The following is a 21,577-nucleotide window of genomic DNA, read 5'->3' on the forward strand; positions in this document are numbered from 1 at the left end:
ATCATTCTCCCTTCCCTGTGATCTTGATACGGGGATCAATCAGACTATAAATAATATCGACAATTAATATGGAAACCAGTAAAAGCGCGCCAAAGAATACTGTCGTCCCCATAATGACGGTATAATCTCGATTCGTGACACTTTCCACAAATTCATTACCTAGCCCAGGAATGGCAAATATTTTTTCGATAATAAAGCTTCCTGTTAGAATTCCTACAACTAGTGGGCCCATGTAGGATACCACCGGCATTATTGCATTCCTGACTGCATGTTTGTAGGTAACCACCCGCTTACTTAATCCTTTTGATTTTGCTGTTTTGATATAATCCGCATTTAACACGTCAAGCATGCTTGAACGCATTAAACGTGCAATAAAAGCAAGTGGGGTGGTCGCTAAAGCAATTGCTGGTAATAACGTATGTGCAAAACTATCAAATTTCGCTACAGGTAACGCCTGTAATTTGATTGCAAAGATATATTGCAGAATGGTTGCCATAATAAAACTCGGTACGGAAATACCCAGAACTGCAATAACCATTGCGGCATAGTCGCTAAATTTATTATGCTTGAGTGCTGCAATGACACCGAGCAGCACACCTATAGATAATGAAAGGAGAATTGCTTCCATGCCTAATATAAAGGAATAAGGGAAACTTCTTTTAATAATTCCATTAACACTTTGTCCAACATATTTAAACGAAGGCCCAAAATCCAATTGTGCAGTACTAATTACATAATCAATATATTGCTTGTACAATGGATCATCTAACCCATATATTTCATTTAATTGTTGTTCAATAGCTGGTGTCAGCTTTCTTTCGGAAGCAAAAGGACCACCTGGGGCAGCCTTCATGATGAAGAATGTAATTGTCACAATAAAAAAAAGGGACAAAAGAATAAAGCCCAGCCTCTTTAACAAATATTTGGCCAAAATGCTACACCTCCACATTCTATATTTTAAATTAATACCGCCTCTAGCGAATAAACAGCTGTATAAAGTGAAACTTCATTCAGCGGGAGTCTTACTGCCCGCCAGACTACGATAAATCCTGAACTTCAAAATAGATTCAAAATAAAAAGGGAGTGATTGACTGCACCCCCTTGTTAGTTCCACATTCCCATTTAAATGTGCTTGTTCGCACGTAAACTGGTACGCTGAAAACTTTATATCAAAGGGTTTTATCATTCTCGTACATTATTGACCTGGATCATGATAGGTATATAGCATTTTCATCTATATACCTTATCCATGAGTAACCATCTAATGTTCTTCGATATAACCCCATTTAAATTGAAATTCACCTAGTGGTGAAACCTCAATATCTTTTACATAATCCTGCTTAACCCATAGGTTAGTATAGAAGTAAACAGGTGCTATCGGCATTGCATCCATGAAGATGTCCTCTGCATCACGCAGCATTCCTCGACGTTTATCTACATCTGTTTCTGTTCTTGTATCTGTTAAAATTTGTGCATATTCTTCATCTTCCCAGTTCGTATAGTTGTTACCACCCACGGTCTGGAAAATTTCCAGGAAGTTAATTGCATCGTTAAAGTCGGCGATCCAGCCCATACGACCAATTTGATAGTTTCCTTCACCCATGGAATCGAGGTAAACATTCCACTCTTCATTATTAAGTTCTACATCTACTTCCAAATTACTTTTCCACATATCTTGTGCAGCTTGTGCCATTGCTTCGTGACCTTCATCCGTGTTATAGGAAAGCTTTACATCCGGTAATTTGTCCAGGCCAAGCTCATCCAATCCTTTTTCCAAATATTTCTTTGCTTCTTCTACATCATTATCTTTAAAGTAGCCTTCTTCATTTTCCTCAAAAATCGATGGCGGAACTAACCCCATTGCTGGCTTTTGTTCCCCTCTGGTAATATTCTCTACCATGCTTTTTCGGTCAAGTGATAAAGCAAAGGCTTTTCTGATGTTTTCGTTATCAAATGGTTCCTCTTCTGTATTAAATGAGTAATAGTACACACCGGCTTTATCTTCAATATTCAATGTACCTTCATCTTTCAAACTAGGAATGGCTGCCAATGGAATGCTGCCAGTCGGATCTCCAGCCCAGTCTAAGTCGCCATTCTCATACAATTCCAGTTCTGTACTTTCGTCTTCAATCATTTGCATGCTGATTGTTTCTAATGAGACTGTATCAGCATCCCAGTATTCCGGGTTCTTTTTCAAGACAATTTCATCTTTATGTGCCCATGATTCAAGCAGGAATGGGCCATTGCTCACATAATCTTCTCCAGCTTCTAATGCCCATTTATCATTATCTTCTGCAACTTTCTTATTTACTGGATAAAATGTATAAAATGCTGTTAAGTCTAAGAAATAGGCTGTCGGGTTTTCCAATTCAACGACTAATGTTTGCTCATCTTCTACTGTAATACCAACATCATCTAAGGAACCACCATCTTCTTTGGCAGCTTCGGCATTCTTAATCGGATATAGTTGGTAGGCATAATCTGTATCAGCGCTATCTGGATCCAATACCCATTTCCAGGCAAACTCAAAGTCCTCAGCTGTTACCGGATCCCCATTAGACCATTCAACATCGTCGCGAATCTTAAATGTATAGGTTAATCCATCATCAGAAACATCGATCGATTCCGCCATTGCCTCTTCTGGTTCACCTTCCTGATTAATCCTTGTTAAACCTTCAAAAGTATTGTTTAAAACGGCACCTGAAGTTGTATCAGTTGCTTGACCAGGATGTAATGAAGGCGGTTCCGTTTTAATGTTTACACTAATTGACTGATCTTCTGCAAGATTACCGCTTCCACCTTCATCGCCACTTTGATCCTCCGCTTCTGCTACGTCGCCACTTTCATCACCACTAGCATCTTCTCCACCACAAGCTGCAAGAAAGATCCCCGTTGCAAACACCAACACCAGAAGCAGTGTCCACCTCTTAAAATTCATAGACTTTAACCCCCTGCATTTATTTTTATTTGGACAATCTGAATGTTAGTCCGAATTGTCCTATAATACATTATACTATGTATTATAATATAATTCACCATTTTTTAAATATTGTTTTTAATTAATCAAAAACGTTCAGCTTGTATTTTCTTAGATTGATATGAAAGCGTTGTTATTGTTGGATAAAAGGAATTAATAAAATAGATGTGAAATTTTTATTCTTGCCATCTTTATATGTTTTTTCAATCCCGATCTGATTATCAATAAAACTGGCTTGACGTTTTTGGGAAAATTCATATAACATAGTCGCTAATGGAAAGTTTTACTTGGTAAAGGGGGATCCATGATGTATTTTGAGCAATTAAGCAATGAAATTCATAACTTGACGAAAGATGTCGCTGATCATCTGTCCATTTTCATTCATACACCAGATGGAGATATTGTATTAAATGATGCGAAACAACGAAAGGCTGCAAGTGTTGCCAAACTATTTATCTTAACAGAGGCGTTTCGTCAAGCGGAGCAGGGAAACTTAGACTTAAATGAAATGGTTAATATGAGTAACTATGATATCGTTGGTGGGTCTGGTGTGATTGGATATTTAACCGACCCTCCTGCACTTCGTTACCGACATTTACTTGAGCTAATGATAATCATATCAGACAACACAGCCTCCAATATATTATTGGATAAGGTTGGGATCGAAAACATTAATCACTTTACTGAACAAATCGGTTGTCACACAAGCAAGATAAATCGTCATTTTATGGATACAAAAGCACAAGCTAAGGGTAATGAAAATTATACTAGTGCGCGGGATATGGTTCGTTTATTAAACTTATATATGCAAGACAATACGTTTATAACGGAAGCTTCTAGAAAACATATCCTCACCATTCTTTGCCATCAACAATTGCAGGATAAATTGCCAAAATACGTCGATGAAAATGACCAAGTAGTATTTTTCCATAAAACCGGTGAATTAGAAGGTGTTGAACATGATGTAGCGATTATAAAATATAAAAATACTGTGGTTGAGGCTGCTATTTTAACAGCGGACTGGAACAATAGTGGTAGTGGCCAATCCTATATCGCTGAAATCGGCCGATATTTAATCCATTATTTAAAGAACTCAACTTGACTTTTGATAGAGCCTTTTCGTTAATTTTGTCGCTTTTTATTATCGCATGTATATAAACTACGACATTAGAGTATGTTTATTTCCCAAGAGGTGTGCTATTCGCCGTCCGGGATCGATCCGGGCGGATGCTTTCCGCGGGCACGGCCTCAGCCACCTCGAGAAACCCACTCTCGGGGGTCTTCGGACACGTGCTCTTCCCGCTGGAGCACCGCCCTTCTCTCACCCGGAATGAATGCTATTTACGGGAAAGTACTTTGTCATTTCATCCAGCTAAATCACGCTTTCATTGGCAAACGCTGTACTTAGCAGCCCGTATACACGAAGACTACTGCGGGAGATCGGCTAATAAGGTCAAGTCCTGTGACTAACACCGACACTAGAACATCGTGTTCGTCGAAAAGGCATCGATAAGACCCCGTAGTGTGTAAGGAGGCCACTGAAAAAGCGGTAGATTTTAAAAACCTTGTCTTTTCACCTTAACCTAGCATCTCGAATATACGGAGACTCCTGCGGGAAGTAAGTGATCGACGAGACCCCCCAGGACGGTAGTCCGAGGAGGCTCGACACTCGCCCGCGGAAAGCACAGTATATTCGAAGATGCGATGGTAGATCCACATATATTATGCTATGTTTAACTTTTTCAGTGGCATCGTGTGTAAGCACAAGGAGGCTCAGGCAGCCGCCCGCGGAAAGCGAAGTGTATACAGGCTGCGGTCGCCTAAGTAATCCGTTTCCATTATCAGTGCTACAGATCTAACATAATAGAATTTATGTCGCATCTTATCTCTTTTGTGTAAAAAACAATCCCTTTATTTTACAAGGTTGTCAAGGGAATTATTAGAAACATTCTAGGTTTAACTCGTCTAACACTTTGAACGTATTTTTAATGGTGCGAAAGTTGGGTAAGTAAATAAAATATAACGCAAAGGGGCACAACCTTTAGCTGTGCTCGCTTTGCGTTATTAAGAGCGCTCATCTAGCAATAAAAACTGACTTTATTTAAGGAAAATTAGCTTTTATTACTAAACAAGAAATTCATGATCGCATCAAAAAATGGTACACTATCCGTAAATAAAAATATCGGTAAAAGCATAATCGCAAATAATACTGCTACATTCGCCACGATAAATTTTACAAACCCTTTCCCAATAGTAGTCACCAATGTCATCTTCCCCTTTCATCATTAACCTTCCTGGAAGCACGTAAAATCTATATTTTTTATTCTATTCCTTTTTTGAATATTAAGCAAACACTTTTTTAGAAAAAAAGAAGCACACCATAAATGTGCTTCCTGTTAGATACTTAATAATTCCTTGACATCTGCTTCGCTCAAGCTGGATAACATCGTTTCTCCCGGCTGTATCACTTGGTCAATTAGTTCCCGTTTTTTCTGTTGCAGATCATAAATTTTTTCCTCAATCGTACCTTCCGTAATTAAGCGAATAACCTGAACAACCTTTTTTTGTCCAAAACGGTGTGCTCTCCCTGTTGCCTGGTCCTCCACTGCCGGATTCCACCAGAGATCATAAAGTACAACAGTATCTGCACCGGTTAGGTTTAAGCCTGTTCCTCCGGCTTTAAGGGAAATCAGGAATATATTTTTTTCGCCATTGTTAAAGCGATCACTCATTTGCACCCGTTCCTGTGAAGGGGTTTGCCCATGTAGGTAAAAATACTCCAGCCCTTCTTGTTTCAGTCTTTCAATAATAATCTCGTGCATGCTTGTGAATTGGGAAAAAATAAGCATTCTTTTTCCATTTTCCATCGCACTTCTGATATCTTCCATCAATTGTTCTAGTTTCCCAGACTGCCCCTGGTAATTTTCAATAAACAGGGAAGGGTGACAGCACAGCTGACGGAGCCGCGTTAATCCAGCTAATATTTTCATCCGATTTTGATTGAAGCCACCCTCCTTCATCGATTGGGAAGCTTCCTGCTGCAGTTGTCGTAAATATCCGACATACAACTCTTTTTGGTCTTTCGTCAATTCAGAAACATGAACCGATTCTATCTTATCCGGTAATTCTTTTAAAACGTCTTGTTTCAAACGACGTAAAATAAATGGTCTTGTCATCATAGCTATTTTATCGTGGGATAATTGTTTGAATTTACGCTGACTAGGCATCAGTCCTGGTAAAATCACCTGAAATATAGCCCATAACTCATCAATCGAGTTTTCAATTGGGGTACCACTCAATGCAAATCGACGACTCGCCTTTACTTCGCGGATGGCTTGGGACGTTTTTGTTGCATAGTTCTTTATATATTGCGCCTCATCAAGAATCATCGTTTGAAACGTTAATTCACGATAAAGCTCAATATCCTGCCTTAACGTAGCATAAGAGGTAATCCAAATGTCCATGTCTTTTAGCTGTTTGATTTTTTCCCTTCGTTCTGGTGGTGCCCCTGTAAGAATTGCTACTTTCAAGTCTGGAGCAAACTTCTCACATTCGTTTTTCCAGTTATATACAACCGACGACGGCGCAACAATTAAATGTGGGTGGTCGCTTGGTTCAGATGCAATATAGGCAATACTTTGCAATGTTTTACCAAGTCCCATATCATCAGCCAAAATACCTCCTAAATGGTAGGCACTTAACGATTTAAACCATTGATAGCCGATTTTCTGATAGTTACGCAATGATGCATTCAATTTCTCTGGCAGTTCATAAATTTGTTCTTCCGGTGATCGAAGCTGATGGAGCAGCTTTTGAAAGGATGCATCGTAATTTTTCCTTGTATCAATCAACTCATCGATTTGTGTACCACGATAAACCGGGACCTGGACATTCCCGTCTCGTACATCGTTTTTCGAGATCTCCATATCATTGAAAAACTGCTTCATGGAATCGAAGCCTTCCCCTTCCAATGACAGTAAAGCACCACTTTCCAGGCGATAATAACGTTTTTTCTCAATGACGGCATTAATAATCTGATTAATTTCCGAATCATCCACACCATCGACATTAAAACCGATTTCTAGCAGATTAGAAGCGGACTCCAGACGGACACTTGTGCTTGGTGTCGGTTCATTTTCCACGATCATATTCCGAATATCTGACGTTAGAAATAGCTCCACATACTCATCAAGCACTGGCAGCACGTCGTAGAGAAACTCATACATCTCTTCCTCATCGCTGCCCTCGATGTATAGATCCTTCCCATTATAATGGAAATTAGCATGCTCGATCAGATGCATAATTTGTTGTTCCTTTTCCACGTCACGGATAATAATCGTGTCACTTTGCTCACGACCACCGCCAAATGGGTCAATCTGCTGATCTCCATAGTGATATTCCAGTTTCCCAACAATCCAGTCCACCTGTACTTCCAAGTAAAGCTTTGCCCTTAGTGAAACCTGAATAATTTCAGCAGCAACCTTTTCTGAAACGTCGACCTCACCTATTTTCTTTAAAGAGGGAAGCACCTCAGATAAAAAGGTATCTGCCTGGTCTTTTGTTATCGGCAACTTTAGATCTTCCATACCAAAATCAGTCACTTCTTCAAGGATAGGTAGTTGCTCTTTTGCGGGAAAATAAAACACACCTTGATAGAACAACATGTTGTAAGGCTTAAAATACGTTCCATTGGCAATATCATCCATGGTTAATATTAAGTCATCGCGTTCATTTTTTGACAAGGAGAAGTGAAATGGGAGCGTCTCTTTTTCAATCGATATATCTGTATAATGCGTTTTTTTCGTTTCCACCGTAAAATCCCGTTCAACGAGTTTTCCCAGGAGCTGTTTAGCAACGAGCGGTGGAACAATGATCGAGCGCTTCTCATTCATGTTCCCCGAGTAATGATAAAACGTATAGCCATTATAGATCTCTTCATTTTTTTGAATCGAATAAAGCAATTCAAAGAGTTCTAAATCCTTTGGCTGAAAATAATGGATATCTGGATTATATGTGAATGTTTTTGTAAAATAATATTCATTTCCTTGCAGAACATTTCCCAGGAAATCATACGCATCCTTCACGACGAAGCAACGCTTTTCACCTGTTTTTAACTCTATTAATAAATTTCTATCATAGGACCATTTACAATAATACTCGACCTGCATAGGGGTTTTTTTCGGTAAAATTTCTGGTGTTACAGTCTGTGGCTGAATGGAACTCAGCGCTTGAATAAAGCGATTTGTTATCTGGTATTCATAGTTAGGCGTATCCGGCTGTTTATTGGACTCCTTATTTGCAATACTTAATAGCACAGCTGCAATATGCTTGCACGATCCATACGTAGAAAACGCCGGGCAATCACAATGTGTTTCAATCGAACCTTTGTCAAATCCCGTCATATCAATTTCTACAAAATAATCCTCTGTACCGTGAACAGTCGCTGTCCATACATGATAATTCAAATCATACAACAGATCACTTACCAGATCCTTTTTATAATAATCCAATCCACGTTTATAAATAATGGCTGGAAATAACTTTTGGATGTTGATATCACTTATACTCTTCAACGTTATGAAAACCCACCTTTTTACCGTCTCATTACATCTATTGTAAACGAGATGACCCGGTTTTTAAACTATCCTGTATTAGGATAGGGAAGCTAGCAATATATTATACGCTATTTCGTTCTATTTGTAGACTTTTTAAAGCATTCTGCATCATGCTGCTAACCTTTCAATAATGTAAGGATCCTGAAAGGTAAACACATACAAGAATAACGCAGATTGGTTTACACTTGTTATAGATTAAAGATATGGAGGGAACGTTATGAAACAGCCTGTTTTACAAGTAAACAATCTGCACAAAACGTATGGAAAAAAAGGTGAAAATCTCTTTTCCGCGTTAAATCATGTGTCATTTGATATGAATCAAGGAGAATTCGTTGGCATTATGGGCCCATCTGGCGCAGGGAAAACCACATTATTAAATGTTATATCGACACTCGACAAAGCATCAGAGGGAACGATTCAAATCGCCGGAACAAACATCACCGAGATGAAACAAGGACAATTAGCCGATTTCAGATCTAAGCAACTAGGTTTTATTTTTCAGGATTTCAATCTACTGGAAAACTTAACAATCTACGAAAATATTGCACTGCCGTTATCTTTACAAGGTGTATCTACAAAGAAAATCAAACCAGCTGTCAGTAAAGTTGCAGTGAAGCTTGGCATTGAAGGTATTTTGGAAAAGTACCCCGTAACTATTTCCGGTGGTCAAAAACAGCGTGCGGCAGCTGCACGGGCGTTGGTACATGAGCCTGCCATGATTTTGGCAGATGAGCCAACCGGTGCACTTGATTCAAAAAACGCGAATAGCTTAATGGAAACCATCGCTCAATTAAATGAAAACCATGATGTCTCCATTATGCTCGTAACCCATGACCCACTTAGTGCGAGCTATTGCAGGCGAATCATGTTCATCCAAGATGGCAAGTTGTACAAGGAAATTCATCGTGATGGTTCGCGGATGGCGTTCCATCAAGAAATTCTCAATGTGTTGGCAGAGTTTGCCGCTCCTGAGATGGAATAGGAAGGAGGAAATGGAATGCTATTTAAATTATCACGGGCAAGTATGCGCAAGTCGTTTAAGGATTATCTGGTCCTTTTATTCGGACTAACGATGTCCATTGCAATATTTTATATGTTTCAAACGTTGGCACAAAATAAAGTGTTTCTGGAATCAAATGCCATGATTGGATCAATCGTATTTATATTCCATGTTGGAACATTTATTTTAGCGGCTATTACGATATTTTATATTTTTTATGCCACTTCTTTTATGCTCTCGATGAGACAAAAAGAGTTGGGCATGTATATGATGCTTGGGGCAAAGAAACATAAGGTAACCCAACTCATGTTCTTTGAAACCTTTTTCATCGGCATTATTTCCCTGGCTGCCGGCATCGTGATTGGCATCGGCATGTCGAAGGGAATCGCTGGATTATTTATGTGGCAGTTGGATTTCAGTGGAGAAGGATTTGAGGCATTTTACCTTTCTTCTATGATCACAACCGTTATCTTTTATGTGATTCTGTTTTTCTTGACTTCGATTGTAAATGCGGCCAAAATCGCCGGAAAGTCGGTGCTCGACTTACTTCATGCAGACAGAAAGCAAGATACAGTGAAAGCAAAAGGAAGCTGGACGATTGTAGGTGTACTCTTTGCTATCCTATTAATTGGTGTTGGCTATTATGCAATGATCAACATTGCTAAACTTATGCAGTTCGGCGTCATTATTGCGGCTATTACGATCACACTGGGGACCTATCTTATATTTATTTCCCTGTTGCCTTATGTGGTGAAGAAGCTTAAGGGAATTCGTACGCTGAATGAAAAAGGAATCAATTCATTTACCCTTGCACAACTAAGATTTCGTATGATGAATTTAACCCGCGTACTGGGAACGGTCGCCATGCTTGTTGCATTGGGTTTAGGGGCGATGACAGCGGGTATTGCCTTTTACCACAACGTTGAAAAACAAGCAGGGATGATCTATGCCAACGACTTAGCGATTCATCAACCGTCAGATGCGGACAAACAAATAATCGAGCAATTAAATACCGAGGAAGAAAACTTCTACCATTATAAGGTAGATGATGATGGTGTGTATTTTCTCAAGAATGACCTAATAGATCATCCCCCATTGTTTAAAGCATTCAATCCAGAATCAATGGAATTGCCAAAATCGGAACGCGTAACAGAACCGCTTTCTAAAGATAAATATGTATTGGGGGATATGCCTGATGAATGGTTTTCAGTAGTTAATAACGAATTAAACGCCGGTTATTACATGTTTGGCGATCGGGAGATATCGATTGTTGATCAGGAAAACTTTGAAAAAATAAAAGGCAGTAAAGAAATCGTGGTGGTTGCCAAACTCGATGATTTTACAGCCGCACTGCCGCAACTTGAAAAATTGGAAGCCGGACAGCTCACTTTAGCTGAGTCATTGACTGGTGAAACACCTGAAATAACGGGAAGCAAGTATAGTAACTATCTTGCCTTTAAAGGGATTGCCAGTGGAACCATCTTTATGGGATTATTTTTGGGTATCGCCTTTTTAATGATGATGGCCAGTGTGCTGATGTTTAAATTACTATCCAGCGCGAATGCAGATGCACAGCGTTATTCTATGCTGCGGAAAATCGGGGTTCGAAAGTCTTTATTGGCTAAATCCATTTACCGCGAGCTGTTCCTGCTATTCTTATTCCCGGCATTGGTTGGACTCGTACACGTTATTGTGGGTATGCAAATGTTTTCCTTTATCATCATTGAGCCTTACACGAAAATATGGATTCCAGTTGGTATTTTCCTACTGATTTATGGCGTCTATTATATTTTAACGGTTCAGATGTATAAACGAATTGTTCTTCCAAAAGAAATTTAAAGAAAAGCCAAGTACTCGGGACAATTTTTTACTTCCCTGATGTACTTGGCTTTTTCCTTTACAATGATTGTCTTTTTTTTGCTCGTAAGTATAAATATATATACAGTATCATCGCGAGCAGTACTGACAATGCTGCGGTTTTGTAGATTGAACCATATCCAAACATAGAAGCCAATTGACCAAATGTCATTGCACCCAATCCAACTCCTAAATCAAAAAAGGAGAAAAACGTTGCATTTGCCATTCCTTTTCGATTTCCTGGTGCTTTATCAACTGCCCATGCTTGTAATGCCGGTTGCACACTTCCGAATCCTAATCCATATATTCCAGCTGCAATTAGCATTACCGATATATTTGGTAGCCAGGCTAATAACAACATGGCAATAAATATGAATACAGTTCCTGGTAGGAATACGTAAAGATGACCTTTCCGATCATAAATTTTCCCTGCAAAGGTTCGGGAAACCATTAAAAAGATCGCATAGACAAGAAAGTAGAGTTCAATTCCTGCTATTCCCTTCTGAGCTGCATACAAAGGAAGGAAAGAAGCGATACCACCGAACGTAACGGTAATAAAAAACAACAAAATAGACGGCTCTAAGGCTGTCTTTTCAAATATATCAAACTTAACTGTGACCGTTTTATCTGGAGATGTCTCCACTTTCTTATAGCGAATGGTTGTCGATAATAGGAATGCAACTAGGCCCAGTCCACCACAGATTAAAAATAAACTTGTGAAAGATATAACGCCAACTAACGTTAAGCCAAGTGCTGGCCCAAAGGCAAGTGCCAGATTCCCGGACAGACCAAAGTACCCCATACCTTCTCCACGTCGCTTAGGTGGGATTAAATCCGTTGCAATGGTGCTTGTCGCAGTGGTAGAGAATCCCCAGCCGATTCCCTGTACCACTCGCATCATCAGCAAAAATCCAATACTTACAATAAAAGCATAAGATCCGACAGAAAAGACGAAGACCGCAAGCCCTAGCATGTAAACAAATTGTCTTCCTTTTGATTCCAATAACTTTCCCGCATACGGGCGGAAAATTAACGCTGAAAAAGTAAAAATACCGATAATCAGTCCGATCATCTGGTCACTACCGCCTAATTCTTGTACAAAAATCGGCAGGGTTGGAAGCGTCATTTGGAAACCAAGGAAAATAAAAAAGTTCGCTAGACAAATCAGTACAAAATCGCGCGTCCATATTTTTTCTTTATTCGGTTGTACTTTTTCGTTTGCTTGAGAACTCATCTAAAACTTCCTTTCTTCGTTACTCGAAGTATTATTATACATGAGCACTCATTTAATTGAAAAAGTTACGCCTTAAAATTGTTGCACCAGCAAATATCCTCCAGCAACTAACAATAATATGTAAGTCAACACGCGAAAGTGATCTTGATTAATCCATTTAAACAGCAGCTGCCCAAGCATCAAACCGATACCAACAAGTGGTAGCCCTAACAAACTAGATGTCCACACTTCCTTGGATGTTCCTGCAAAAATCACCTGAATGATTAAGCTTATCAAGTAAATAAACAAATAAAAGGCAAGTGTTGTTCCCCGCAGCGTCTCCTTCGTTGTATTTGTCCCGGAAAAATACAATAAAAGTGGTGGCCCAGGCATACCAATACTTGTTGTAAATGCTCCTGAAAATCCACCAATAAGCCTGTCACGCTTCGGCAATTGCTTGACACGAAAATTCATGATCAATAATAATGTCAGTACAAGGATTAATATACTAATGCCCAATTTCAACCAAGTCATATTCACGGCTAAAAACAAGCATATTCCGACCGGTAAACCTACTAAGCTTCCCAATACTAGCCGTTTTAAAATCCCAACATCCACATCTTTTCTAATTTTCATGATCAATGCGCTTGAAATAACTAGCGATAGGATCAAATTAATTTGAATTGCTTCTCGTGGTTCAAATAAAATCAACAAAAAAGGTGTTGCCATAATAGAAAAGCCAAAACCGGTACTCGTTTGTAATATAGAGGCACATAAAATAATGATCGAAAATAAAATAACAAAGTCCAAACCACACACCTACAATCGTAATCATATACAGTCCATACTAACATAAACTAAGCTTGCGTAAGTGGCATTTCCTGAAGCTTTTATCATAGGCTAACGGGCAAGTAATACCCTCACTGAATACAGTTTCATTTTATACTTTTTTATCCATACAAATAGAAATGCCCAGGAATAAAAATCCTGGGCATTTCCGCATAAACGTTATTCTCCAATTACACCACATGCTATACGATCTCCAGCATCACCTGCTGGTTGTGATTTATAGTCATCTTCATCTGCATGAATAACTAGTGATGTCCCTTCATCTGTGTACAATGTATTTTCTTCACCTTTTTTCAATGTGACTTGATCCGTTGTAAATGCCTCATTTACTTTTCCGTCTTCACCAACCTCGATATTATCAAAGTCGCCGGCATGCGGACCTTCTGGATCATCTTTTCCGTGGTTCTTATCTTCTGGATTATAATGACCACCTGCGGATTCAAAATCTGGTGGATCACAGACACCCTTTTCATGGATATGAAATGCATGTGTACCTTCTGGTAAGCCCTCACCTTCCAGTTTCACGTTCACTCCCTTGTCATCCTCTGTTAGTGTTGCGGTTGCTACAACTTCTTCATCAGCATCATTTAAGGATACCAGCACTTCCTCTTCATCTGTTGCACTATCCTCGGATTCGGTAGCATCCTCACCCTGATTCTGATTTTGACCTTCTGTATTTTGTTCATCATCTTTTCCACTACAAGCACTTATCATCACTGCAAGCGTAATGACAAATAATAAAGCAATCCAACGTTTCATTGAATAATAGCTCCCTTCTTATACACAGTTATTACTCAATATTCACGTTAAAGGACTTGTATAAACATTAAAATGAAAAAGAGTCAGTCTTTTCCAATCAAGACTAACCCTTTAAAACTATGCAATAACGACTTCTTTTTTATCTGCTTTATTCTTTTTGGTAATACGGTTTTTCAAGAAAGGTAGTACCCATCTGTCCAAACCATATCTCCCAGCATTATATCCAGCTATGATAAGGAAAACTGTGATCAACACCATTTGTGCGTTTGTGCTTACTGTGCCACTGAAAAGGAATGCAAAGTTCATCGTGATCCCCATTAATGCAGCAAAGTTCGTGAAAATACCAAGGATCAGTGCAACACCTACTAATAATTCCCCCCACATAACTAAGAACGTAAACAGATCTGCATTTGGCAACGCGACAGTTTCTAAGAACGTCGCCCACCATCCTTGTACAGCGGGGTTTTCCCCGCTCGCACTAGCGATTGCACCTTGTAAAAATCCAGCTGCATCAAAACCACCACCAGTAATCTTTCCCCACCCTGCCGTCATCCATTGATATCCAATGTAAATCCGAAGAAAAGCTAACACGCCAGCAAAAACTTTATTATTGCGAATGAAATTCATAAACATGATACCCATCTCCCTTTTATGTTTGTTTAACTTGCTCACTATTTCACAATCGATTGTAAAGGTGTTTCCTTCTTACAATTACATCATAGCATGTTTTAAGGAGTTGAAAACATGTTTGTGAAAAGTTTCACATAAAGGAAACAAAGCTATGACGAAATTGTGAACCCGTTTAATGTGCTTGTTTTACAATGGGCTTTTCTTTTCCGCAAAGCAGAACAATAATAATAACTTTTTAGAATATGTTATTGACTTCTTAAATGAACTCAGTATACTGTTTATATACACATACACAGTTTAACAGTTACAGGGAGGAAAATATCATGCAGGAATGGAAACAGGCGCTTGGACTGGCCATGTTTGAATTAAAGGCTTCATTAAAAGGATTCTTATTTGTTTTTTTATTGTATACTCTACTAGCATTATCTGTCATAAGTACTTTAGGTGACTCTGTGTCTATCAACCACGGAATCGTTGATCTACTTTTCCTGTTGGCTTTTGGTTTCGTGCCGTTATTCATGAAACCAAAAGAATTTCAATACCAAAAAGATGGGGATTTTTGGGGGTTACCGTTTTTCATCATGCTTAGCCAACTGCCGATAACAAAGAAGGTGTTGGTTCAAAGCAGGTTTATACTCTATTTTATCTATTCTTTTCCATTTCAATTTTTATTACTTGCCTTGCTGTATGTCCTGAATGCAGATCTGCAAGGCATGTTATCGCCACTGTCTTATATCACCTTTTCGATTATTTGGCTTTCTTTTGGCGTCTATGTGGGTTACATAATGCCTGCCAGTGATGCAGGATATAAGGCTAATACAAAAAAGTTTGTTTTCGATAGTATTGCACAATACGGTGGCAGTATCGCTCTGTTCGTCATTTATCAGTATGTTTTTGATTATGGGATTGTATATTGGACGGTAATTTTTGCGCAAAAATGGCCGTTTTTATCTTTAGTGTTGTCCATTGTACTTGCTCTTTTCGGATGCCAATACTGGAAATCATACCTAAAAAAGAAAATGGGGGAAATTGATTATCTCTAATGTGTGTGTTCATAGAAAGGGGTGCGTGTTATGGAACTGCCGATCCGACTTTCCAAAGATTCACGGGAACCGATTTATCATCAGATAGAAAAACAGCTAAAGGCTCTAATTGCCAGCGGATTATTAGCGGAAGGCACTCCATTACCTTCCATTCGTGCGCTTTCTAAGGATTTGGAAATCAGTGTGATTACGATTAGACGCGCCTATCAAAATTTAGAAAATGAAGGATTTACGAAAACAATCCAAGGTAAAGGAACATTTGTCGCCAAAATTGCTGACCCCATCAAACAGCAGATAAAAGTTTCAACTGTCTACCAGGCCATGGAAAAGGCCATAGAGACTGCAGTTAGCTATGATTATACGTTCCAACAAATCGAAGGTATTTTTAAAGAAATACTGACAACCTATGAGGAGGATAAAAAATGACTGCGACATTAGAAGTATCTCAAATAGAGAAAAAAGTGGATGATTTTCAGTTGGGTCCAATTAATTTACAAATTGACCCTGGAACCATTACGGCGCTGGTGGGAAACAATGGCTCAGGAAAAAGTACTTTGCTCAAAATCATCATGAATATGGTAAATCCTAGTGCTGGTCATGTAAAAATATTTGATACATATATAAGCCACGAGGAGGATGACTGGAAAAGCTACATTTCCTATCAGCCACAGACCGTAATAGGCTATAACCCTTTTACAGGGAACAAGTTAAAAGAATTAATCGCCCCCTTATATCCAAATTGGGATGACGCACTCTTTCTAAAACTCATCGAGCAATTCGATATCCCTCTAAACAAACGATTTGGCAAGCTATCACAGGGCGCACAGCAAAAATTATCATTGGCACTAACGATTCCAAGAAACACCGCCCTGCTAATCCTTGATGAACCAACATCATTCATGGATATTCCATCTAAACAATACCTTTCGGATATTTTAGTCGATTGGATGGAGCAGGGAGAGCGTTCCATTCTGCTTACAAGTCATCAGGCAGATGATATTCAGAAACTTGCAGACTACTTATTTGTTTTACAAAATGGGAAAATGATCGGTAACTTTGAGAAAGATGCCTTAACAGAAAGCTATAAACGCTATTGGATGAATGATGCACTTCCTGATATACCTGTTTCAGGTGAAGTTTCTCGAAACGGGAAGCAGATCATATCGAACCAACCAGACATTACGGAGCAATATTTAAATGATAACAATTTGCAATGGCTTGATCGGAAAGCACTTGATCTAGAAGAAATCATTACACTCTTATTAGCAGGCAAAGGGAGAAATTAAAATGACGTTTGACATTATACAGATGGTTATTATCGTAATCATTTTACCAGCCGTTTTTATTTTTACACTTTGGAGATTAAAAGCGAATAGTAAACTTGATTGGATGCTTCAGGCATTATTGACTGCAGCTTTGATATCATGGTTATTTTTCGGCGGAAACTGGTCATGGCTGGGTTACTATATCAGATATATCTGGGTGATCTTATTGATTCCGGCTATTTATTTTTCCTGGAAAAATAATAACGCACTCCCCTTTAGAAAAAAATTACAACGCAGGCAAAAAATATCGACGGGGATTAACATCCTAATTTTACTTGTTTTTGCGATGTACAATGTATTTGTATTCAGCAGTTTATTTACAAAAGATGAAGCGATCGAACTTTCTTCCCCATTAAAAGATGGTACCTATTATGTCGCACATGGTGGAAGTAACACATTAATGAATTATCATCATGCTTATGAGCCGCAACAATATGCAATGGATATTCTAAAACTGAATGGTTTCGGGACTCGTGCTAGGGGGCTTCATCCAAAACAGTTGGATAAATATGAGATCTATGGGGATACAATCTACAGCCCCTGTAATGGGGAGGTATTGGAAGCAAAGAATGACTTGCCTGACCAAATCCCGCCGGAAACAAATCCTGAACAACCCGAAGGCAATCATGTAACACTCGCATGCGAAAATATTGATGCTATCATCCTACTTGCACACATGCAGGAAAACAGTGTCACAGTTGATAAAGGAGATAGTGTAAAAGAAGGGCAACAAATTGGACTCGTCGGTAATTCCGGTAATACATCCGAGCCCCACCTTCATATACATGCGGAGAAAAATGGCATAGGAATCCCCATTCAATTTGATGGTAAATTTCTGGTGAGAAATAATTTAGTACGATGAGAGGAGAATGAATAGGATGGACACAATGCTATCTGTAGAAAACTTAAGCAAATCATTTAAAGACAAACAAGTCATATCAGGTATCTCCTTTGATGTGAAAAAGGGAGAGATCATGGCTATTCTTGGGCCAAACGGCGCAGGGAAATCGACAACGATCCGAAACATTATGGGAATTATGTATCCCGATGAGGGATCTATTACCTTCCATAACAGTAAGACGATTCCAAGGCATAAAATTGGTTATTTACCGGAAGAACGCGGATTATATAAAAACGTAAAAGTAATGGATATTTTATTATACTTAGCTGATCTGAAAGACTATCCATTAGACAAAGCAAAGAACCGAGCATTAGCATATTTAAAGAAATTTGATTTGGAAGGAAAAGAAAAAGTATCGGTTGAAGAATTGTCCAAAGGCATGGGACAGAAAGTACAATTCATCGCTTCCATTCTTCATGAGCCAGAATTACTCATTTTAGATGAACCTTTTTCCGGACTCGATCCGGTTAGCCAAGATCTATTTAAACAAGAAATGAAAAGTCTGGCAAGTAATGGAACAGCAATTCTTTTATCATCCCATCAAATGAACTTAGTCGAAGAAATGGCTGACCGGTTATTTATGATGCACCGTGGTCAGCGGGTCATCTATGGAAAAATGGACGATGTCAAACAACAATATGCAAATTTCAAATGTACCATCCACGGGAATAACAGTCGCAATGATCTGGCAAATTTACCGGATGTACAGCGTGTTGAGCAGGACGGTGATACAACTGTTCTTTATTTAGCAAGTGAGGTACAGCCTACGATATGGTTAAGGAATTTGCCGGAGCAGCTTACTATTCACGAGCTGACGATTGATCGTATTTCCCTTCATGAAATTTTTATTGATATCGCAACAGATAAGAATTTATTAAAGGAGGGACATAAAGCGCATGCATAACACATTAAAGGTCGCAAAATGGGAAATTAAACGCAACTTGAAAAATAAATCATTTATTATCGGGTTATTTTTAACACCGGCGCTTTTCTTATTTTTTGCTTTGCTTCCGAGTTTATTTGGGGACTCCGACGATAAACCAGTGGTTACACAGGTCTATATCAATGATCAATTAGATATTTACGGGGATTTACAGGCGACAGTAGATGAACATGCATTGAATTGGGATGTGCACACAACGGACATCAGCGAAACGGAAGCCGCAAACGCATTAGACGGGCAAGAAGATACAGCCTACATTTTTGTTGATCATCATGCACTCGATGATAGTATGGTGCCTGTTTATACGAGTGAGGAAATAGATAGCTTTTTCACCCATGATATTCAATTACTGGAGGAGCCGCTACGTGCTATGCAAATGAAAGTAGCAGGCTTATCTGATGAGCAATTAGCACTTGTCAATCAAGGGGTTACCTTTGATGAGCGTATTGTTGATGAAAGCACGGCAACAGAAGCTAATAATAAATCAGGAGAATCTGGATTGGATCCAATGGAACGTGTTGTTCCAGCAGCCTTTGCCGGCATCATTCTGCTTTCCATCGTTTTCACCGGCATGATGGTTTTCCAAAGTGCATCACAGGAAAAGAAGGACAAAATTGCAGAAATCATCTTATCATCGTTAACACCGGGAGAATTAATGCAAGGGAAAATTATTGGTTATTTTATTTTAGGAATTATCCAAGTTGTTGTATTCCTTGTGTTTATCATTCCACTCGCAATCTGGAAGACTGATATTCCTATTATGGAGTACTTACTTGTACCAGAATTGCTATTGTTAGTAGGTCTCGCTATATTAGGTTATTTACTGTTTGCTTCTATTTTCGTTGCGCTTGGTGCAACAATGGCTGATATATCAACCTCAGGAAATTTCCAGGGTATGGTACTCATGTTGCCATTTCTTCCATTTGTTTTTATCGGACCTGTATTGAATGACCCAAGCGGATTATTCGCACAGATTGGTACTTATATTCCATTTACATCCTCTGGCGTACTGATGATGCGGTTAGCGATGCTGGAGGATTGGCCATGGATTGAAATCGCCATTGCTTATGCTATTCTGATTATAAGTACCTGGCTATTCATGAAACTGGCAGGAAAAATATTTAAAGTAGGTATCCTCATGTATGGAAAAAATGCCACACCGAAGGAAATATGGAAGTGGATTCGTGCTTAGTATTCCCTCATAAGAAGTGAACATTTTAATAAGCCAGCGCATGCATTGCACTGGCTTATTTTACATCATTTCGCCCTTCTCTTCTCACCCAAGTAATCCCATGTAAAAAATACAGCGATTGCCGCTATAATAATAATTAAGCTTACGTATTTCTGTACTTCGATAGATGCAAAAAATGCCAACAGCAATCGTACAATAATCGCCGCTGCCAACACAACAATATATCTGATGATTCTTCTCTTTTTCATACTTGATTTAGCACTCATTTCTATTCTCCTTTTAAGCTTCGTTCCTTTTCCACATTTTATAATTATATATAAGTTGGATGATAGACAACAGTATTGTAATAGTGATCAGCAGTATTCCGACTCCCGGAAAATAATTAGGAAAGTATTTAAGAAAAAGTATGATAAAAATAAATACAAGGGGCATATTCCACATGTCACGCTTAAATCTTCGACGATAACTTAATTTAAAGTAAGAAAAACAAAATCCCTGATCGATTTTCGGTCGTTCCTTATAATAAAGCCAAAGGGTTATATGCACTACGCTTATAACGGCAAGCATGATAATCATCGTCAAGGATGCCCCAACAAATGCGTCATTTTCAGCGCCCGTATAAATCAACTATTAGCCTCCTAAAAATCCATTAAACAAATTCTAACATATATACGTAAATTCATCGTTCACTTTATGAAAATTGCTGTTATTAACTCAATTTGACTTTTGATAAAGCCTTTTCGTTAATTTTGTCGTTTTTTATTATCACATTTATATAAACTGCGACATAACAGCATGTTTATTTCCCAAAAGGTGTGTTATTCCGCCGTCCGGGATCGATCCGGGCGGATGCTTTCCGCGGGCAACGCTTCAACTTCCTCGGAAGCAGAACCCACTTCCTGCGGGATTTTCAGCTGTTGCTTTTCCCGCTGGAGTCACCGCCCTTCTCTCACCCGGACTGGTAATGCTATTTACGGGAAGGTACTTTGTCATTTCATCCAGCTAAAGCACGCTTTCATTGGCAAACGCTATACTTAGCAGCCCGTATACACGAAGACTCCTGCGGGAGAAAAGGCATCGGTGAGACCCCGCAGTGCGTTAGCACAAGGAGGCTCAACAGCCGCCCGCGGAAAGCGTAGTGTATACGGGCTGCGGTCGCCTCAGTAACCTGTTTCCATTATCAGCGCTTTGAACGTATTTTATTGGTACGAAAATTGAGTTGCTAATAATCTGTTATTTAACATTACAGTAGATTTATAGTAAAATATGACTA

Annotated in this window: 18 protein-coding genes; 9 read left to right on the forward strand and 9 right to left on the reverse strand. The window is 39.0% G+C overall.

Translation table 11 applies throughout. The features are described from left to right. Position 1: 1 nt before the first annotated feature. Together JOC34_RS15440 and JOC34_RS15445 are read right to left on the reverse strand one after the other, a co-directional pair. Complete coding sequence (locus JOC34_RS15440; protein ID WP_205137682.1) at positions 2-931, reverse strand: ABC transporter permease; 930 nt, start codon at positions 929-931, stop codon at positions 2-4. A gap of 330 nt (positions 932-1,261) precedes the next feature. After that, the gene (locus JOC34_RS15445; RefSeq protein WP_205137683.1) at positions 1,262-2,938 is read right to left on the reverse strand and encodes a peptide ABC transporter substrate-binding protein; all 1,677 of its coding nucleotides are present in this window, start codon (positions 2,936-2,938) and stop codon (positions 1,262-1,264) included. Between the two features lie 346 nt (positions 2,939-3,284). Between JOC34_RS15445 and JOC34_RS15450 the strand changes: the two genes are divergently transcribed. Beyond that, positions 3,285-4,079: a serine hydrolase gene (locus tag JOC34_RS15450; protein WP_205137684.1), complete on the forward strand. Its 795-nt coding sequence runs from the start codon at positions 3,285-3,287 to the stop codon at positions 4,077-4,079. Positions 4,080-5,088: 1,009 nt separating this feature from the next. Here the strand turns inward: JOC34_RS15450 and JOC34_RS15455 are convergent. After that, on the reverse strand, positions 5,089-5,241 hold the full coding sequence (locus tag JOC34_RS15455; RefSeq protein ID WP_205137685.1) for a hypothetical protein: 153 nt from the start codon (positions 5,239-5,241) through the stop codon (positions 5,089-5,091). Positions 5,242-5,373: 132 nt separating this feature from the next. Then, positions 5,374-8,550: a DEAD/DEAH box helicase gene (locus tag JOC34_RS15460; RefSeq protein WP_205137686.1), complete on the reverse strand. Its 3,177-nt coding sequence runs from the start codon at positions 8,548-8,550 to the stop codon at positions 5,374-5,376. Positions 8,551-8,809: 259 nt separating this feature from the next. Between JOC34_RS15460 and JOC34_RS15465 the strand changes: the two genes are divergently transcribed. Beyond that, complete coding sequence (locus tag JOC34_RS15465; RefSeq protein ID WP_205137687.1) at positions 8,810-9,574, forward strand: ABC transporter ATP-binding protein; 765 nt, start codon at positions 8,810-8,812, stop codon at positions 9,572-9,574. A 15-nt stretch (positions 9,575-9,589) separates the two neighbouring features. Next, positions 9,590-11,431, forward strand: a complete 1,842-nt coding sequence (locus JOC34_RS15470) for an FtsX-like permease family protein (RefSeq protein ID WP_205137688.1) — start codon at positions 9,590-9,592, stop codon at positions 11,429-11,431. A gap of 58 nt (positions 11,432-11,489) precedes the next feature. On the opposite strand, the gene JOC34_RS15475 is transcribed toward JOC34_RS15470, so the two are convergent. The 4 genes from JOC34_RS15475 to JOC34_RS15490 all read right to left on the reverse strand — a co-directional run bounded on the left by JOC34_RS15475 (position 11,490) and on the right by JOC34_RS15490 (position 14,903). Beyond that, complete coding sequence (locus JOC34_RS15475) at positions 11,490-12,683, reverse strand: MFS transporter (RefSeq protein ID WP_205137689.1); 1,194 nt, start codon at positions 12,681-12,683, stop codon at positions 11,490-11,492. A 72-nt stretch (positions 12,684-12,755) separates the two neighbouring features. Then, positions 12,756-13,472: a sulfite exporter TauE/SafE family protein gene (locus JOC34_RS15480; RefSeq protein ID WP_205137690.1), complete on the reverse strand. Its 717-nt coding sequence runs from the start codon at positions 13,470-13,472 to the stop codon at positions 12,756-12,758. 198 nt (positions 13,473-13,670) lie between these two features. Then, the gene (locus JOC34_RS15485; protein WP_205137691.1) at positions 13,671-14,270 is read right to left on the reverse strand and encodes a superoxide dismutase family protein; all 600 of its coding nucleotides are present in this window, start codon (positions 14,268-14,270) and stop codon (positions 13,671-13,673) included. Positions 14,271-14,387: 117 nt separating this feature from the next. Then, entirely contained in the window at positions 14,388-14,903 is a 516-nt protein-coding gene (locus tag JOC34_RS15490) for a DoxX family protein (protein ID WP_205137692.1), read from the reverse strand. 320 nt (positions 14,904-15,223) lie between these two features. Between JOC34_RS15490 and JOC34_RS15495 the strand changes: the two genes are divergently transcribed. The 6 genes from JOC34_RS15495 to JOC34_RS15520 are packed head-to-tail and all read left to right on the forward strand — an operon-like array spanning position 15,224 to position 20,304. Continuing rightward, positions 15,224-15,943, forward strand: coding sequence for a hypothetical protein (locus JOC34_RS15495; RefSeq protein ID WP_205137693.1), 720 nt, complete (start codon positions 15,224-15,226; stop codon positions 15,941-15,943). A gap of 30 nt (positions 15,944-15,973) precedes the next feature. Further along, positions 15,974-16,369 (forward strand): GntR family transcriptional regulator, encoded by a 396-nt coding sequence (locus JOC34_RS15500; protein ID WP_205137694.1) that lies wholly within the window; start codon positions 15,974-15,976, stop codon positions 16,367-16,369. Continuing rightward, positions 16,366-17,229: an ATP-binding cassette domain-containing protein gene (locus tag JOC34_RS15505; RefSeq protein WP_205137695.1), complete on the forward strand. Its 864-nt coding sequence runs from the start codon at positions 16,366-16,368 to the stop codon at positions 17,227-17,229. Before JOC34_RS15500 ends, JOC34_RS15505 begins: the two co-directional genes overlap by 4 nt. Before the next feature lies 1 nt (position 17,230). Then, positions 17,231-18,130 (forward strand): M23 family metallopeptidase, encoded by a 900-nt coding sequence (locus JOC34_RS15510; protein WP_239544488.1) that lies wholly within the window; start codon positions 17,231-17,233, stop codon positions 18,128-18,130. A gap of 16 nt (positions 18,131-18,146) precedes the next feature. After that, entirely contained in the window at positions 18,147-19,073 is a 927-nt protein-coding gene (locus JOC34_RS15515; RefSeq protein ID WP_205137696.1) for an ABC transporter ATP-binding protein, read from the forward strand. Continuing rightward, positions 19,066-20,304, forward strand: a complete 1,239-nt coding sequence (locus JOC34_RS15520; protein ID WP_205137697.1) for an ABC transporter permease — start codon at positions 19,066-19,068, stop codon at positions 20,302-20,304. Before JOC34_RS15515 ends, JOC34_RS15520 begins: the two co-directional genes overlap by 8 nt. Positions 20,305-20,369: 65 nt before the next feature. Here JOC34_RS15520 and JOC34_RS15525 read toward each other — a convergent pair whose 3' ends face one another. Continuing rightward, entirely contained in the window at positions 20,370-20,570 is a 201-nt protein-coding gene (locus tag JOC34_RS15525; protein WP_205137698.1) for a hypothetical protein, read from the reverse strand. Positions 20,571-21,577 lie beyond the last annotated feature (1,007 nt).

Source organism: Virgibacillus halotolerans, assembly GCF_016908515.1.
Lineage (GTDB): Bacteria > Bacillota > Bacilli > Bacillales > Amphibacillaceae > Virgibacillus_M > Virgibacillus_M halotolerans.

What these genes read in the sequence shown, in the direction of transcription:
- JOC34_RS15470 (WP_205137688.1), top strand. Translation starts at nt 9,590, where the DNA reads ATGCTATTTAAATTATCACGGGCAAGTATGCGCAAGTCGTTTAAGGAT.
- JOC34_RS15520 (WP_205137697.1), top strand. Translation starts at nt 19,066, where the DNA reads ATGCATAACACATTAAAGGTCGCAAAATGGGAAATTAAACGCAACTTG.
- JOC34_RS15510 (WP_239544488.1), top strand. Translation starts at nt 17,231, where the DNA reads ATGACGTTTGACATTATACAGATGGTTATTATCGTAATCATTTTACCA.
- JOC34_RS15495 (WP_205137693.1), top strand. Translation starts at nt 15,224, where the DNA reads ATGCAGGAATGGAAACAGGCGCTTGGACTGGCCATGTTTGAATTAAAG.
- JOC34_RS15490 (WP_205137692.1), bottom strand. Translation starts at nt 14,903, where the DNA reads ATGTTTATGAATTTCATTCGCAATAATAAAGTTTTTGCTGGCGTGTTA.
- JOC34_RS15450 (WP_205137684.1), top strand. Translation starts at nt 3,285, where the DNA reads ATGTATTTTGAGCAATTAAGCAATGAAATTCATAACTTGACGAAAGAT.
- JOC34_RS15485 (WP_205137691.1), bottom strand. Translation starts at nt 14,270, where the DNA reads ATGAAACGTTGGATTGCTTTATTATTTGTCATTACGCTTGCAGTGATG.
- JOC34_RS15445 (WP_205137683.1), bottom strand. Translation starts at nt 2,938, where the DNA reads ATGAATTTTAAGAGGTGGACACTGCTTCTGGTGTTGGTGTTTGCAACG.
- JOC34_RS15465 (WP_205137687.1), top strand. Translation starts at nt 8,810, where the DNA reads ATGAAACAGCCTGTTTTACAAGTAAACAATCTGCACAAAACGTATGGA.
- JOC34_RS15505 (WP_205137695.1), top strand. Translation starts at nt 16,366, where the DNA reads ATGACTGCGACATTAGAAGTATCTCAAATAGAGAAAAAAGTGGATGAT.
- JOC34_RS15515 (WP_205137696.1), top strand. Translation starts at nt 18,147, where the DNA reads ATGGACACAATGCTATCTGTAGAAAACTTAAGCAAATCATTTAAAGAC.
- JOC34_RS15500 (WP_205137694.1), top strand. Translation starts at nt 15,974, where the DNA reads ATGGAACTGCCGATCCGACTTTCCAAAGATTCACGGGAACCGATTTAT.
- JOC34_RS15475 (WP_205137689.1), bottom strand. Translation starts at nt 12,683, where the DNA reads ATGAGTTCTCAAGCAAACGAAAAAGTACAACCGAATAAAGAAAAAATA.
- JOC34_RS15525 (WP_205137698.1), bottom strand. Translation starts at nt 20,570, where the DNA reads ATGAGTGCTAAATCAAGTATGAAAAAGAGAAGAATCATCAGATATATT.